The sequence below is a fragment of the uncultured Hyphomicrobium sp. genome, assembly GCF_902826555.1.
GTDB lineage: Bacteria > Pseudomonadota > Alphaproteobacteria > Rhizobiales > Hyphomicrobiaceae > Hyphomicrobium_C.
In genome coordinates, this window is record NZ_CADEFI010000041.1 from 16,677 (window position 1) to 31,165 (window position 14,489).

Annotated in this window: 14 protein-coding genes and 1 pseudogene; 10 read left to right on the forward strand and 5 right to left on the reverse strand. The window is 64.6% G+C overall.

What is annotated here, in order from left to right; genetic code table 11:
• The first annotated feature begins 67 nt into the window (after positions 1 to 67).
• Genes asnB through nadE form a run of 4 tightly spaced genes read left to right on the forward strand, consistent with a single transcriptional unit; the run spans position 68 to position 4,947 of the window.
• The gene (gene asnB, locus QZV93_RS14665; protein WP_295559383.1) at positions 68 to 2,059 is read left to right on the forward strand and encodes an asparagine synthase (glutamine-hydrolyzing); all 1,992 of its coding nucleotides are present in this window, start codon (positions 68 to 70) and stop codon (positions 2,057 to 2,059) included.
• The gene (locus tag QZV93_RS14670) at positions 2,022 to 2,306 is read left to right on the forward strand and encodes an acyl carrier protein (protein ID WP_295559369.1); all 285 of its coding nucleotides are present in this window, start codon (positions 2,022 to 2,024) and stop codon (positions 2,304 to 2,306) included. Before asnB ends, QZV93_RS14670 begins: the two co-directional genes overlap by 38 nt.
• A 56-nt stretch (positions 2,307 to 2,362) precedes the next feature.
• A complete protein-coding gene (locus tag QZV93_RS14675) occupies positions 2,363 to 3,907 on the forward strand; it encodes an AMP-binding protein (protein WP_295559370.1) in 1,545 nt (514 codons plus the stop codon).
• A gap of 8 nt (positions 3,908 to 3,915) precedes the next feature.
• Positions 3,916 to 4,947 (forward strand): NAD(+) synthase, encoded by a 1,032-nt coding sequence (gene nadE / locus QZV93_RS14680; RefSeq protein ID WP_295559371.1) that lies wholly within the window; start codon positions 3,916 to 3,918, stop codon positions 4,945 to 4,947.
• Positions 4,948 to 4,981: 34 nt separating this feature from the next.
• Here the strand turns inward: nadE and QZV93_RS14685 are convergent, their stop codons facing one another.
• On the reverse strand, positions 4,982 to 5,305 hold the full coding sequence (locus tag QZV93_RS14685; protein ID WP_295559372.1) for a hypothetical protein: 324 nt from the start codon (positions 5,303 to 5,305) through the stop codon (positions 4,982 to 4,984).
• A 333-nt stretch (positions 5,306 to 5,638) separates the two neighbouring features.
• Between QZV93_RS14685 and QZV93_RS14690 the strand changes: the two genes are divergently transcribed.
• Entirely contained in the window at positions 5,639 to 5,896 is a 258-nt protein-coding gene (locus QZV93_RS14690) for a hypothetical protein (RefSeq protein ID WP_295559373.1), read from the forward strand.
• Positions 5,897 to 5,925: 29 nt separating this feature from the next.
• Here the strand turns inward: QZV93_RS14690 and QZV93_RS14695 are convergent, their stop codons facing one another.
• Entirely contained in the window at positions 5,926 to 6,693 is a 768-nt protein-coding gene (locus tag QZV93_RS14695) for a YiiX/YebB-like N1pC/P60 family cysteine hydrolase (protein WP_295559374.1), read from the reverse strand.
• An 88-nt stretch (positions 6,694 to 6,781) separates the two neighbouring features.
• On the opposite strand from QZV93_RS14695, the gene glpD reads away from it, so the two are divergent.
• Positions 6,782 to 8,296: a glycerol-3-phosphate dehydrogenase gene (gene glpD, locus QZV93_RS14700; RefSeq protein WP_295559375.1), complete on the forward strand. Its 1,515-nt coding sequence runs from the start codon at positions 6,782 to 6,784 to the stop codon at positions 8,294 to 8,296.
• A gap of 71 nt (positions 8,297 to 8,367) precedes the next feature.
• On the opposite strand, the gene QZV93_RS14705 is transcribed toward glpD, so the two are convergent.
• Together QZV93_RS14705 and QZV93_RS14710 are read right to left on the reverse strand one after the other, a co-directional pair.
• On the reverse strand, positions 8,368 to 8,589 hold the full coding sequence (locus tag QZV93_RS14705; RefSeq protein WP_295559376.1) for a hypothetical protein: 222 nt from the start codon (positions 8,587 to 8,589) through the stop codon (positions 8,368 to 8,370).
• A 77-nt stretch (positions 8,590 to 8,666) separates the two neighbouring features.
• Positions 8,667 to 10,094: an APC family permease gene (locus tag QZV93_RS14710; RefSeq protein ID WP_295559377.1), complete on the reverse strand. Its 1,428-nt coding sequence runs from the start codon at positions 10,092 to 10,094 to the stop codon at positions 8,667 to 8,669.
• A gap of 230 nt (positions 10,095 to 10,324) precedes the next feature.
• On the opposite strand from QZV93_RS14710, the gene QZV93_RS14715 reads away from it, so the two are divergent.
• Together QZV93_RS14715 and ligD (QZV93_RS14720) are read left to right on the forward strand one after the other, a co-directional pair.
• Entirely contained in the window at positions 10,325 to 11,179 is an 855-nt protein-coding gene (locus QZV93_RS14715) for a Ku protein (RefSeq protein WP_295559378.1), read from the forward strand.
• 35 nt (positions 11,180 to 11,214) lie between these two features.
• Positions 11,215 to 12,789: a non-homologous end-joining DNA ligase gene (ligD, locus tag QZV93_RS14720; RefSeq protein ID WP_295559379.1), complete on the forward strand. Its 1,575-nt coding sequence runs from the start codon at positions 11,215 to 11,217 to the stop codon at positions 12,787 to 12,789.
• 10 nt (positions 12,790 to 12,799) lie between these two features.
• Here the strand turns inward: ligD (QZV93_RS14720) and QZV93_RS14725 are convergent, their stop codons facing one another.
• A complete protein-coding gene (locus tag QZV93_RS14725) occupies positions 12,800 to 13,078 on the reverse strand; it encodes a transglycosylase (RefSeq protein ID WP_295559380.1) in 279 nt (92 codons plus the stop codon).
• A 63-nt stretch (positions 13,079 to 13,141) separates the two neighbouring features.
• Between QZV93_RS14725 and ligD (QZV93_RS14730) the strand changes: the two genes are divergently transcribed.
• Positions 13,142 to 14,146 carry a non-homologous end-joining DNA ligase gene (gene ligD, locus QZV93_RS14730; protein WP_295559381.1) on the forward strand — a complete coding sequence of 335 codons (1,005 nt, stop codon included), beginning with the start codon at positions 13,142 to 13,144 and terminating at the stop codon, positions 14,144 to 14,146.
• Between the two features lie 149 nt (positions 14,147 to 14,295).
• Positions 14,296 to 14,489, forward strand: a pseudogene (locus QZV93_RS14735) (pirin family protein); the annotation flags it as partial.

The window sequence follows — 14,489 nt, forward strand, 5'->3', positions numbered from 1 at the left end:
ATTCCTTTCAAACATCCCAGTACTGCTGTAGCTTTACTGAGGGACCAAGATAGGGGTGGCATCCGTCGTGTGCGGGGTAGCCGGATATTGTGGCGTCGACAGCAGCGAGGACGTGGGGCGTAGCATCCTCACGGACATGATTGGGGCGTTGCGTCACCGCGGCCCCGACGACGCCGGCGCCTATGTCGACGGAAACGCCGGGCTTGGGCACGCCCGCCTCAGCATCATCGACATCGGCGGCGGTCATCAACCGATGTCCGGCGAGCGGGACGCGACGTGGATCGCATTCAACGGCGAGATTTTCAACTACGTCGAGTTGAGGCAGGAGCTGATCGCCGAGGGGGTGCAGTTCCGCACTCAGTCGGACACGGAAGTCATCCTGCGACTTTACGAGAAGCTCGGGGGGCGCTGCGTCGAGAAGCTCAACGGCGACTTTGCATTCGCGATCTGGGATCGGACGCGCCGCGAGCTCTTTCTTGCCCGCGATCGCATGGGCGTACGGCCGCTGTTCTATACGACGGTCGGAGGCACCCTCTACTTCGCATCAGAGATCAAGGCGCTTCTCGCCGTTCCCGGCGTATCGGCCGAGCTCGACCCGATTGCGCTCGACCAGACCTTCACCTTCTGGTTCCCGCTGGCGCCCCGCACGCATTTCAAAGGTATCAGTGAGCTGCCGCCCGGACATATCCTGGTGGCCCGTGACGGACGCACGGAGGTCTCTGCGTATTGGCGGCTCGACTATCCGGAGGCCGACGACCCGCTCGACGGCGACGAGGCAGCAATCACCGAGGAGGTGCGCGCCTTGCTCGTGGATGCGACGCGCATCCGCCTGCGCTCGGATGTGCCGGTCGGATCCTATCTCAGCGGCGGGCTCGACTCGTCGCTCGTTACGGCCATGGCGAAGGCGCTTCAACCGGATCGCCTGACGTCGTTCTCGATCGCGTTCGAGGATGCCGAGTTCGACGAGAGCGCCTTCCAGGATCACATGGTGAAGGCGCTCGCAACCGATCACCATCGGTTCGGCTGCGGGACGCGCGACATCGCCGAGATCTTCCCCAGTGTCGTGCGCGCAACCGAGCGGCCGATGCTCAGAACGGCGCCGGCGCCGCTGTTCCTGCTTTCGCGCCGGGTGCACGAGAACGGATTCAAGGTCGTGCTGACCGGCGAGGGCGCGGATGAAGTTTTCGCCGGGTACGACATCTTCAAGGAATCCGCCGTGCGCCGCTTCTGCGCGCGGCAGCCGGGATCGCACTCGCGGCCGATGCTGTTCAAGCGGCTCTATCCCTATCTTCCGGGACTTCAGAACCAACAACCGGCGTATCTCGAAGCGTTCTTCAAGGCGCGCCCCGAAGACCTTCACGATCCGCTGTTCTCGCATCTGCCGCGGTTCCGCAACACGTCAGCCGCGAAAGTGTTCTATTCGCCTGAGATGGCGCGTGAGCTTCAGGGCTATGACGCGCTCGCCGAGCTGAGGGAGCGGCTTCCGCAGGATTTCTCGCGCTGGCACCGGCTTTCGCAGGCCCAGTATCTCGAGGCCGCGCATCTTCTTCCGGGCTACATCCTTTCGTCGCAGGGCGATCGCGTGGCGATGGCACATGCGGTCGAGGGGCGCTTTCCGTTCCTCGACCACCGCGTGGTGGAGCTAGCCGCGCGCATTCCCCCGCGGCTCAAGCTCAAGGGACTGCGGGAAAAGCATATCCTCCGCGAGGCCGCTCGGGATATGCTGCCGACGGCCGTCGGAAACCGCCCCAAGCAACCCTATCGCGCACCCGATGCGCAGGCGTTCTCCGATCCGTCCGCCCCCGCGTGGATCGCGTCCAGCCTGTCGGCGGAACGCGTGCGCGAGCAGGGCTACTTCGATGCCACCGCCGTTGCGAAACTAGACGCAAAACGGCGCGCGGGGCGTATCGCAGGTTACCGCGACACCGTGGCTCTCACGGGTATTCTTTCCACTTCAGTCTGGCACGATAGCTTCTGCCAACGAAAAAACGAAACAAACGTAACGTTCCTGGGAGGACATCATGCTTCAAGCCGTCACGCAGCCATCGCTGGACGATGAGCCGATTGCGCCGGCTGTCAGGGCCTTTATCGAAGAGAATTTTCTGTTCAGGAGCAATTCCGCAGAACTTCTCGACGATCAATCGCTGATGGCGGCCGACCTTCTCGATTCGACCGGCGTGCTGGAACTGGTGGCATTCCTGGAAGAGAGATTCGGCATCGTCATGCAGGACGCGGAGATCGTGCCCGAAAATCTCGACTCGATCCGCGCCATCTCCGCCTTCGTTGCCCGCAAGAGATCGTCCTGAGTTGACCGGTGCAGCCGCCGCTTTCGGGCGGCGCATACCGCATGGAGCCGCGTGTCGTGCGTGTTGAGCATTTTCTTTCCCAGTCTGCCCGCCGGTCTCCGGACAAGGTGGCTCTCGTCGCGGCGGGCAAGCGCTGGACCTACGCCCAACTCGACGCAGCCGCCGACCGGCTCGCTACTTCGCTCGCGGCTCGCGGACTGAAACATGGCGAGCGCGTCGTCGTGTTCATGGACAATTCGGCCGAAGCCGTGATCGCCATCTTCGCGGCGCTCAAGGCGGGCGCCGTGTTCTCGCCCGTCAATCCGACGACCAAGGCCAACAAGCTCGCCTACATCCTCAACAATTGCCGCGCGGCCGCGATCCTCACCGAGGCGCGCCATACCGGCGTGGTGGCGCAGGCGACCGCCGACGCACCCACAGTGCGCATCACGGTCGTGGCAGGCGACGCACGGGGCGAGAGCCTGCCCGGATCGCTGTCTTTCGAAGCAGCTCTCGCCGACACGGCTCCCGACGTGACGCCGCCGCGCGCCGCGACGGACGTCGACCTGGCGATGCTCGTCTACACTTCCGGCAGCACCGGCCAGCCCAAGGGCGTGATGATGCTGCACCGTAATGTCGTCGCAGCGGCGACCTCGATCACGACCTACCTCGAGAGCCGCGCCGACGACATTGTCATGAGCGTGCTGCCGATCTCTTTCGACTACGGCCTCTATCAGGTTCTAATGACGTTCAAGGTCGGCGCGACGCTGGTGCTCGAGCGCTCGTTCGCCTTCCCCATGGCGATCCTGAAGCAGATGGCCGAGGAGCGCGTCACCGGCTTCCCGCTGGTGCCAACCATGGCCTCCATGCTGCTCAACATGAAGGGCGTGGATCTCAGTGCGCTCGCGGATCTGCGTTACATCACCAACACCGCCGCCGCGTTGCCGGTGGCCCACATCCAACGCATGCAGGAGCTGTTTCCGGGGACGCGCATCTTCTCCATGTACGGGCTCACGGAGTGCAAGCGCTGCACATATCTGCCGCCGGACCAGCTCCCGATCCGGCCCGGCTCGGTCGGCATCGCCATTCCGAATACGGAGGCCTATGTCGTCAACGCGTCAGGCGAGCGGACTGCCCCCGGCGAGGTGGGCGAACTCGTCATTCGCGGCCCCCATGTGATGCAGGGCTACTGGGAAAATCCGGAGGCAACGGCGAAGGCCCTGCGGCCGGGCCTCTATCCTTGGGAGCACGTCCTCTACACGGGCGATCTCTTCCGTACCGACGAGGAGGGTTATCTCTATTTCGTCGGCCGCCAGGACGACATCATCAAGAGCCGCGGCGAGAAGGTGGCGCCGAAGGAGGTCGAGAGCGTCCTCTATGCGCTTCGCGGCGTGCGCGAGGCGGTCGTACTCGGCGTTCCCGATCCCGTCCTCGGCGAGGCGATCAAGGCGGTTGTCGCCTGCGATCCGGCCGTCGGTCTCACCGAGAAAGACATCCTGCGCCACTGCGCAGCTCATCTGGAAGACTACATGCTGCCGAAGATCGTCGAGATCCGGACTGAGCTACCCAAGAGCGACAATGGCAAGCTTTCACGCCGTCTCGTTGCGGCGGAACACGAATGAGGTGCTTGATGCCGGCCAACCCGACCGCGCTTTCCGCTCGCTCCTCTCCTCCGCTGACGCTCGCCACGCTGGCGCTCGACGCGGCGGCGGAGACCGAACGGATCGCCGCCTCGATGCGTGATCACGTGCTGAAGCGCTTTCGCCGGCGTGGCGTGGTGCTCGGCCTCTCGGGCGGTATCGACAGCTCGGTGACGGCGGCACTTGCGGCCCGCGCCGTCGGCGCAGATCGCGTGCTGGGCGTGCTGATGCCCGAGAGGGATTCAGATCCCGACAGCCTCAGGCTCGGCCGCCTCGTCGCGGAGGCGCTCGGCATCGCGACGGTGGTCGAGGATATCGCGCCCATGCTCGAGGCGGCCGGGTGCTACGCGCGCCGCGACGCATTCATTCGGCGTCTGGTTCCGGATTTCGGCTCCGGCTGGGGCTGCAAGGTCGTGCTGCCCAATGCGCTCGAAAACAAAGGCTTCAACATCACGTCGCTGGTCGTGCAGCCGCCGGGCGGAGAAGCGCAGCGCATGCGCATGCCGCTCGACGTCTATCTCGGCATCATTGCCGCGACCAACATGAAGCAACGCACGCGCAAGCAGATCGAATACTACCATGCCGACCGGCTCAACTATGCCGTCGCGGGCACGCCCAACCGGCTCGAGTACGACCAGGGGTTCTTCGTCAAGAACGGCGACGGAGCCGCGGACGTGAAGCCCATCGCTCATCTCTACAAGACGCAGGTCTATGAGCTTGCGGCCGCGCTCGGGATCCCCGAGGAGGTCCGTGTTCGCCCGCCGACAACCGACACCTGGTCGATGCCGCAAACGCAGGAGGAGTTCTATTTCGCTCTTCCCTACCAGCGGATGGATCTCTGTCTGTTCGCCCTCAACAACGGCTATTCGGCCGCCGATGCGGCCGAGGCATGCGGGCTGCAGCCGGACGTGATCGAGAGCGTGTGGCGCGACATCGCCGCGAAGAGGCGCGCGACCGCCTATCTTCACGCGCCGCCCCAGCTCGTCGACCCGGTCCTCGATCAGGACCACGCCACGGATTGACGCGGTCACCGACGAAGAACGCCGGGCGATCCGATCAGTTGCACGCCACAGCGTCCACCAGGGCGGGCTCGCTCGGAAAGCGCCGCACGAGAACGTCGTCGTGCTTGCCAACCGCAGTGAACACATGCGGCACGCCACGAAGCTCGAGGCCTGCACAAAGCGTGTCGGTCCATTCGTCCATGGCGTATTCGACGACTGCTACGTCGATCTTTTTGACGCTGGCAAAGCGAAAGGCCGTTAGGCACGTGTCGACCACGTGAACTTGAATTCCAGCCTCGACCAGGCGTTCTCTCAATGCGGGGCCCCAGTCGTGGGACCGATCGACGATAAGCACGGTGGTGGCTTCTTGGAGTGTCATGAGTGGGTACCTCGCGGCACGATGACGGTCGTGCATCCGCTTGGAGCAAGGCCCGTGTGCGGGCCCGCAGTCCCAGTCCGACAGCTTCGCACGTTACACGCGAATACTGACAATGATGGCTGACGCCATCGCCATTGCAATCAGACACCGGCGGACAGCGCAACGCAATTCTTCTCGAACTCTTTGCAGCATCGGAGCGATTTTGCATTGCACAAGCATGAAACGCCCGCCCTTCCTGATCCCGACGCGCGAATTGATGCGACGCGGAATTTCATAGGAACGGAGCGCGGTGTTGCGCGTTTCGATTTGAGACGTCGTGACAAGGATATGCGGATGAATGTCTCCGGCTACACAACGAGCGACCTCGAAACCTTCAGGAAGGTTCTCGATCGGGCTGTGTCAGAGGCCGATGCCGACTTTCCGGTCGAGCTCATGGCGCGACGGCTGTTCGTGATTGCCCGCACGGGCGAGCGTGATCCGGATCGGCTCGTGCACGCCATTCTCGGACGTGCCGGACCGCCGCCGCCGGCGGGCAGACTTTCCCCTCCGCCCCTGCCCTTCCGGGCCTCCCACTCGAGCTTCGGACGATAGAGAATCCGAAGCGATCAGGGTCTTGGAGACTATTCGGCGCCCCAGCCGAAACTCGTATAGACCAGCTCCACTTGCGGATCGCGGGCGATGCTGGCCGGCGTGACCAGGGTCTGATCGAGAATGAGGTCGTAGCAAGCCTTGAATGACTGTGCGCCCTTCGATTTACAGAGCGGGTGGGTCTTCCAACGCTGCTGAATGAGCTTCTGGGCTGCGGACGTATCGATATTGAGGTCGCGCACCTTCTCCTCTTTGCCCACCGTGAGGCCGGGCCCATCCTTAAAGGCGGCGTAGACAAGCTCGCTGCAATAAATCTGGTCGCGCGTTTCGTAGAAATAGTGATCGTAGGGACGCCCCAAGTATTGGCGCGCGCTGGCGACAGCCTGCTTAGCCTGATCTTCAGTCAACCCCTTGAGGCGCTTGATCGTGACGAGCCGTCCGTTGCCTTTCTTGATCCAGGCATCGAGCGGAACCTCGCGGACCGGGCCGACGGCCTCGATGACCACCGGCTTTCCTGCCTTGTTGATTTCGACCAGGCCGACATGGGTGTACTGGGAGCTGGACGCCAGCATGATGGCGTCGCTGGCGCTGGTAGTCGTCTTCTGAAAGACGATGTCGCCGGTTGCGAGCTGCGGCAGGTCGCCTGCCGGAGCAAGTGTCAGCCCGACACCGAGCACGGCGGCCAAAGCAGTAAGAGCTTGAATTGCATATTTCATCATAGGGTCCAGGTGTGTGCTGCGCGAAGGCGGCGGCTTCAAGGCGACCGGGCCGTCGCGGATCTCTCCGTTTCTCAGTATCATGTCTTGCGTGATTCATCGATCCGGCCGCCTTTTCGTGTCGGCACAGCGGATCTTTCCCGAAATTTGAGGCCTTTGGAGCGGGGCGCTGATGCGGGGCAAGCCCTACGATCTGGTTGTCATCGGCGGGGGCATCAACGGTGTGGGCATCGCCGCCGATGCCGCAGGGCGGGGTCTTGACGTCGCACTGTTCGAGAAGGCCGATCTGGCGAGCGGCACCTCGTCGGCAAGCTCGAAGCTGATCCACGGCGGGCTGCGCTACCTCGAGCATTGGGAGGTCCGGCTGGTGCGCGAGGCGCTGGCCGAACGCGAGGTGCTGCTTGCGCGCGCGCCTCATCTCATCCGCCCGCTGCGGTTCGTCATTCCTCATGCGGAGGGCATGCGGCCGCGAGCTCTCATCCGGCTTGGACTCTTTCTCTACGATCATCTGGCGGCGCGGCGACAGATCCCCGGCTCGGGCGCGGTGGACCTTGCTCGCGATCCGGCGGGGACGCCGCTGCGATCCGATTTCGACACCGGGTTCTCGTACTACGATTGCTGGGTGGACGACGCGCGGCTTGTCGTTGCCGTGGCGATGGACGCAGCCGAGCGTGGGGCCGCCATCCACACGCGCGCGCCGGTGACGCGTATCGTGCCGCGTGGCGAGACCTGGGAGGTGACGGCCGATACACCGGTTGGACCTTTGACGGTCACGGCGCGCGCCATCGTCAATGCCGCCGGCCCCTGGTGCACGGAGGTCGCTGACTTATTGGGTGCAGATGGACGTCCGCCGGCGCTGCGCCTCGTCCGCGGCACCCATATTGTGGTGCCCCGCATCCCCGGTGCCGACGATGCCTATCTCCTGCAGAACACGGATGGGCGCGTAGTGTTCGTGCTGCCGTTCGAGCAGCAGTTCACGATGATCGGCACAACGGAAGTCAATGTGGCCACGCCGCACGACGGCTTCATCCCGAGCGGCGAGGAGGAGCGCTATCTGCTCGGCGCCGCGTCGCGTTTCCTCTCGCACGCGTTGACGGACGACGACATCGTGTGGCGGTTCGCCGGCGTGCGCCCGCTTGTCGACGACGGCGCGTCGAACGCGGCGGCGGTCTCGCGCGACTATCGCTTCGAACTCGTGCAGGCGGAAGGCGCGCCACCTCTGCTCAACGTCATTGGCGGCAAGATCACGACGTTTCGCCGCCTCGCAGAGGCAGCTTTGACCCAGCTCGCGCCTCGGTTTCCCGGTATGGGGCCCGCCTGGACAGCGCATGCGCCGCTTCCGGGGGGCAACCTCGGCGCGGGCGGGCTGGAACGGCTGCACGACATTCTCGTCGTCCGTTATCCCGGGATCGCGAACGACATCTTGCTGCGGGTCGTCTCTCTCTACGGCACACGGGCCGATCGCGTCCTTGGCGACGCCAAGACAGCGCGGGATCTCGGCGAGGCCATCGGCGGGGGCCTCACGGAGCGGGAGGTCACTTATCTCAAGGACCACGAATGGGCGCGCTCGGCCGATGACGTGCTCTGGCGCCGCACGAAGGCCGGGTTGCATCTCGGCGCAGCAGAACGTGCGCGGGCCGAAGAGGCGATCTCGCGGCTGGTCAGCGGAGAGCCGCGCGGCGTCTAGATAAAGGGCCGCGTCGCCGCGGCCCCGAGTCAGGTCTTTCCGAGAAGCTTTTTGGTTTTTCTGAATTGCAGTCAGCGCTGCTGGTGGTCCTTGCGCTGGTCCTGGCCCTGGCGCTGATCGTTGCTGCGATCGTCTTCGGGATCACCCGGCTGCGGATCGCGGTGGCGCTGCTGATCCTGCTGCTTCTTGTTGGGGTCCTGCTGGTCGCGGCGCTTGTTCGGGTCTTGCTGGTTCTGCTGGTCACGCTGGGCCTGTCCGCCCTGCTGACCGGGATTCCGGTTCTCGTTACCCATGGACGTCTCCTTTGTTGGGGGCCTTGCGAATATTGAACGCCCTGCAACAAAGAGAGTTCCAAACGTCGGCCGAAGCCTCAATTTCTCGGCCCTTTGCCGCCGATGTCGTCGGCCTGCGGCTCTGACGGCTTGGTGCCCGTCGCGCGGTTGATCCAGACCGTGATCAGCCAGAGCCCAACGCCGATGGCTAGCAGTGCGCCAGCTATACGGTATTGCACCGGATCGCGACCCGTCCACGGTCCGGCGAGGAAGGCGCAGGTCGCGGCGCCGAGGATGGGAAGGATGGTCGGCGTGCGAAAATGCTGGTGCTCCACGGGATCACGCCGCAGCACAAGAACGGCGATGTTGACGATGGTGAAGACACAGATCAGGAGCAGCGCCGTCGTGCCGCCGAGCGCCGGCACCTCGCCAACGAACGTGATCAATGCGACGGCCAGGAGCGTCGTGAAGGCGATGGCCACATAGGGCGTGCGGCGTGTCGCATGCACCTTGCCGAGCGCGGGAGGCAGAACGTGCTCGCGGCTCATGCCGTAGACGAGGCGGCTTGCCATCAACATGTTGATCAGCGCGCTGTTGGCGACGGCGAACATGGTGATGAAGCCGAAGACGCCGAGCGGGAAGTTCGGGGCGCCGGCGGCCACGACCTTCAGAAGCGGCGTCTCGCCTTCGCCGAGCTCGGCGGGCGGCACGAGCGTGATGGCGGAGATGGAGACCAGGAGATAGATCGTGCCCGTGATGAAGAGGCCGAGCAGCAGGATCCTGGGGAAGGTGCGAATCGGATCCTTGGTCTCCTCGGCCATGTTGACGCTGTCCTCGAAACCAACCATGGCGAAGAACGCGAGCGTCGTCGCGGCGATTGCGGCCCAGATGGCTCCCCCCGTTCCTTCACTGGCCTTGAATTCGAAGATGCGCGACACGTCGCCCTCGCCGCGGCCGATGGCCCAGAGGCCGATCGTGATGATGATCAAAAGGCCCGTCAGCTCGACGCAGGTCAAAAGCACGTTGAGCTTTACGCTTTCGCCCACGCCACGGAAATTGATGACAGCGACGACGGCCATGAATGCCAAGCCCACGAGGGTGACGCCGATGCCCTCGGCGAGATCGAGATGGAAGGCGTCGGACAGATTGGCGGCGAAGGCGCGCGAGGCGGTGGAGGCCGAGGTGATCCCGGAGCTCATGACGGCGAAGGCCACCAGAAACGTCACGAAGTGGATGCCGAAGGCGCGGTGCGTATAGAGGGCGGCGCCGGCGGCGCGCGGATACTTGGTGACCAGCTCGAGGTAGCTGAAGGCGGTGAGCAGCGCCACGCCGAAGGCCATGAGAAAGGGCAGCCAGACGGCACCGCCGACAAGGTTCGCGACTTTGCCCGTCAGGGCGTAGATGCCGGTTCCCAGAATATCGCCGACGATGAAGAGGAGGAGCAGCCAGGGGCGCATGACCCTGTGCAGGGCCGGCTCGGCCGTCGGGGCGGACGGACCCGGCACACGGTCGTCGGCGTTCTGCATGGCTGGTCCCCCGTTAGCCTCAACCGGTTAACGAGCCTCGCAACTGCCCGTTGCGGGGTCAATAGCGCTTAAACGCGTAGCCCCTCCTCCCCTCCTGCTTCAGCTCGCGTTAACTGCCGGACACGAGGCCGAGTGGGGCACAACGAAACTCCGGCGCATGATCTTGCGTTCCTCATCAATCGGGACCACAACATCTTGGTCCTTTGCCTCGCATTCGAGAGTTTCGCGTCATGCCAAAAGCGGCCCGTGCCTACTGGAAAGGCTTCCTCAGACTGTCGCTCGTCACCATCGGCGTCGAAATCTACAACGCCGTGGAATCCAAGGCGGACATCTCCTTCCGCCAGATCCACAAGCCATCGGGCAAGCGGGTCAACTACGAAAAGGTCGTGGCGGGCGTCGGGAAGATCGAGAGCGGCGACATCGTCAAGGGCTACGAGGTGGACAAGGACACCTATGTCACCCTCGATCCCGAGGAAATCGACGCCATCAAGCTCGAGAGCAAAAAGACCATCGACCTCGTGCAGTTCGTCGATGCCAAGGATATCGACTATCGCTACTTCGAGCGTCCCTACTTCGTGGCACCGACGGACGAGCTTTCCGGCGAAGGCTATGTGGTGATCCGCGAAGCGCTCAGGAAAACCGGCAAGGTGGGGCTGGCGCAGATCACGATCTCGGGCCGGGAATGGCTGGTCGCGATCGCGCCGCTCGGAGACGGCCTCGTGATGGAGATGCTGCGCTACGCGGAGGAGCTTCGCGAGCCGGCCGACTTCTTCGACGAAGTGCCTGGCACCAAGCCGGACAAGGAAATGGTCGACCTCGCCGTGCAGCTGATCGGCAAGAAGTCCAGCGCGTTCAAGCCGGACAAGTTCGAGGACCACTACCAGACCGCGCTCAAGGCGCTGATCCAGGACAAACTCAAGGGCCGCAAGATTGTCGCCCACGAGCAGGATCGTCCCAAGGGCGGCAACATCGTCGACCTGATGGAGGCCTTGAAGCGCAGCGTCGGCAAAGAGGGTGGCGGCGGTACGCCGAAAGCGGCAAGCGCCAAGTCCAAGAGCTCGCGCGGCACCAAGAAGCGGGCGTGAGGGAAACTCATCTGCTGCGGCACGGGTTGTGAGAGATGGCGAAACCCAAGAAACTCTCGGCCTACCGCGCCAAACGCGACTTCACGAAGACCGAGGAGCCCAGCGGAAAAACGGCCGTTCGCACTGCGGAGTATCCGCGCTTCGTCATCCAGAAACACGACGCGACCCGCCTTCATTACGATTTCCGCCTGGAGATGGACGGCGTTCTCAAATCATGGGCAGTGACGCGCGGGCCATCTCTCGATCCCAATGACAAGCGGCTCGCCGTCGAGGTCGAGGACCATCCGCTCGACTACGGCGACTTCGAGGGGACGATCCCCAAGGGCGAGTACGGCGGCGGAACCGTAATGGTTTGGGACCGCGGTTTCTGGATGCCCGAGGGCGACAAGCCGGCGTCGAAAGCTCTTGCCGACGGCGATCTCAAGATCCTGCTTGCCGGTACGAAGCTCAAGGGGAGCTGGGTGCTGGTGCGCATGAAGGCCGACCGCACGGGCGGAAACCGCACCAACTGGCTGTTGATCAAGCACCGCGACGACTACGCCAAGCCGAGCGACAAGGATGCTCTCTTGAAGAAGGACCGTTCGGTCGCGTCGGGGCGAAGCATGGCGATGATCGCGGCGGGCAAGGGCAAGAGCCCAAAACCGTTCATGCTCGGCAAGAGCGCCGCGTTCAAGCCGGATGCGATCTGGCATTCCGATGGCGACGATCCGGTGCTCGGGATTACGATCACCAAACCCGACAAAGTGCTATGGCCGGCGGCCAAGGGCGGGGACGCCGTCACCAAGGCCGATCTTGCGCGTTATCTCGAAGCCGTCGGCGACTGGATGCTGCCGCACATTGCGGGCCGCCCGTGCTCGGTCGTCCGCGCGCCCGATGGAATCGAGGGCGAAACGTTCTTCCAGCGCCACGCCATGCGCGGCACCTCGGATCACGTCTCGCTGGTGCGGATTGCCGGTGACCGGGAGCCTTATATCCAGATCGACAGCGTAGAAGGACTGGTGGCCATGGCGCAGGCGGCGGCGCTGGAGTTCCATCCGTGGAACTGCGCCCCCAACGCGCCCACGGTGCCGGGACGGCTGGTGTTCGATCTCGATCCGGCGCCGGATGTCGATTTCGGCGCGGTGGTGGCGGCGGCGAACGAGCTGCGGGTCCGGCTCGAAAAGCTCGGGCTCGTGCCCTTCTGCAAGACGACCGGCGGCAAGGGGCTGCACGTGGTGGTGCCGCTCAAGACCGGCGGCAAAGATGGGCTCGGATGGGACGAGGCCAAGACGTTCGCGAATGCCGTGTGCGAGGCGATGGCCCACGATCGCCCCGACCGCTACCTGACGACAATGACCAAGAAGCTCCGGGGCGGAAAGATCTTTCTCGACTATCTGCGCAACGACCGCATGGCGACAGCGGTGGCCCCGCTCTCGCCGCGCGCGCGTCCCGGCGCACCGGTGTCGATGCCGCTCACGTGGGCGCAGGTGCGCAAGGGGCTCGATCCGATGCGCTTCACGCTGCGGTCAGTGCCGGCGCTGCTGTCCACGAGTAAAGCCTGGGCCGACTACGACAAGGCGGCGCGCCCGCTCAGGGGCGCGATCCGCAAACTCGTGGACGGGCATCGATGAGCGGGCGTGATCAGCGGCCCCGCCAGAGCCAGATCGTCACCGCCGCACCCAGAATGGCGAGGACATAAAGAAGGATCGAGGGGAGGATGCCGAGGATGACGCCGATGTGGAAGCCCATGAAGGAGCCTGCGATCCCGACCAGGCTATAAGTCACATCGCCGGCGCCGGTGGCGTCCGCGACCTGGCGGCCGAGCCAGTTCCGCCCCCTGCGATTGAAGAGCAGACCGACGATGACGCCGATGCCGACAAGAATGATGAAGGTCAGAATGGCTGTGGTGACGATGGGCATTGGCGACCCCTTTCTCCCGATCACGCGCAAAAACGCGCTCCAAGCGAATGCGGCTCGGGCCGTATGAGTTCCGTGGAGAGACCGGCCCGGAAGGCGTCCCGCGCGGCGAAGGCTTCGAAGCGGCGCACGCCCGACCTGCTGCCGAGGTTCGTCGCGCCCTGCCTTGCGAAGCTTTCCCACGCGCCGCCCGCCGGCGACACCTGGGTGCACGAGATCAAGTTCGACGGCTACCGGCTGCAGGCGCGCATCGACGGCGGCACGGTGCAGCTGCTGACGCGGACCGGGCTCGACTGGACAGCGCGCTTTCCGTCCATTGCCAAGGCGCTCACGGGATTGAAGCTCAAGCGTGCGCTGATCGACGGCGAGGTGGTTGTGGAGACGAAGGCCGGCGTCACGAGCTTCGCCAAGCTTGTCGAGGCCCTGGAGACCGGGCGCTCCGAGGACATGATGTTCATCGCCTTCGATCTCCTGCATCTCGACGGCGTTGATGTCACGCAGGCGCCCTTGCTCGCCCGCAAGGACCTGCTGAAGGACGTGATGGCGACCAGCCGCTCCAAAAGGCTCCGCTACAGCGAGCATCTCGCGAGCGACGGCGCGACGGTGCTGAAGGAAGCCTGCGCGCTCGGGCTCGAGGGCGTGATCTCCAAACGTGCCGATCAACCGTATCACTCGGGCCGCGGCGGGGACTGGCTCAAATCCAAGTGCATCCAGACCGACGAGTTCGTGATCGGGGGGTATCTAGTGTCGACGGTCGATGCGAAGGCGGTGGGAGCCCTCGCGCTCGGCACATTCGAGAAGGGACAGCTGGTTTACGCCGGCCGCGTCGGAACCGGCTTCACCCACGATGCCGCGCGCGCGCTTTGGAAGACGCTGCAGCCTCTCAAGCAGGCCGTCTCCCCGTTCTCGACCGCGCTGACCGCCATGCAGCGGCGCAGCGTGGTGTGGGTGCGCCCGGAGCTCGTGGCGCAGATCCATTACGCCACGCGCACCAGCGACGGGTTGCTGCGGCATGGGGCTTTCAAAGGGCTTCGGGAGGACAAGCCCGCCAACGACGTACACCGGACTTAGATCACATGGCTTTCACGCGCGGACCGGTGCCGAACCGGCAACGGAGCGAATGCCGCAACCCCTTGTCCACTCCCCGCCGCGGGGCCATCTCACGGCCGACACGGGTCCCCTGCAATCCTGCAGGCGCGGGCCGGAAAGGAGTGAGCCCCATGAGAAAGATCCTCGGAGTGACCAGCGCACCGCACGCCCACTGGGTCGGTGACGGCTTCCCGGTGCGGTCCATGCTGTCGCCGGAAAGCGGCCTCTCGCCGTTCCTGCTGCTCGACTATGCCGGACCGGCGCGGTTCACGCCGGCGGACAAGCCGCGCGGCGTGGGCCAGCATCCGCATCGCGGGTTCGAGAC

Bases quoted from the DNA above. Each gene is read 5' to 3' on its own strand.
- QZV93_RS14685 (WP_295559372.1), bottom strand. From the start codon at position 5,305: ATGACACTCCAAGAAGCCACCACCGTGCTTATCGTCGATCGGTCCCAC.
- QZV93_RS14690 (WP_295559373.1), top strand. From the start codon at position 5,639: ATGAATGTCTCCGGCTACACAACGAGCGACCTCGAAACCTTCAGGAAG.
- ligD (WP_295559381.1), top strand. From the start codon at position 13,142: ATGAGTTCCGTGGAGAGACCGGCCCGGAAGGCGTCCCGCGCGGCGAAG.
- QZV93_RS14725 (WP_295559380.1), bottom strand. From the start codon at position 13,078: ATGCCCATCGTCACCACAGCCATTCTGACCTTCATCATTCTTGTCGGC.
- ligD (WP_295559379.1), top strand. From the start codon at position 11,215: ATGGCGAAACCCAAGAAACTCTCGGCCTACCGCGCCAAACGCGACTTC.
- nadE (WP_295559371.1), top strand. From the start codon at position 3,916: ATGCCGGCCAACCCGACCGCGCTTTCCGCTCGCTCCTCTCCTCCGCTG.
- glpD (WP_295559375.1), top strand. From the start codon at position 6,782: ATGCGGGGCAAGCCCTACGATCTGGTTGTCATCGGCGGGGGCATCAAC.
- QZV93_RS14705 (WP_295559376.1), bottom strand. From the start codon at position 8,589: ATGGGTAACGAGAACCGGAATCCCGGTCAGCAGGGCGGACAGGCCCAG.
- QZV93_RS14670 (WP_295559369.1), top strand. From the start codon at position 2,022: ATGCTTCAAGCCGTCACGCAGCCATCGCTGGACGATGAGCCGATTGCG.
- QZV93_RS14710 (WP_295559377.1), bottom strand. From the start codon at position 10,094: ATGCAGAACGCCGACGACCGTGTGCCGGGTCCGTCCGCCCCGACGGCC.
- QZV93_RS14695 (WP_295559374.1), bottom strand. From the start codon at position 6,693: ATGATACTGAGAAACGGAGAGATCCGCGACGGCCCGGTCGCCTTGAAG.
- QZV93_RS14715 (WP_295559378.1), top strand. From the start codon at position 10,325: ATGCCAAAAGCGGCCCGTGCCTACTGGAAAGGCTTCCTCAGACTGTCG.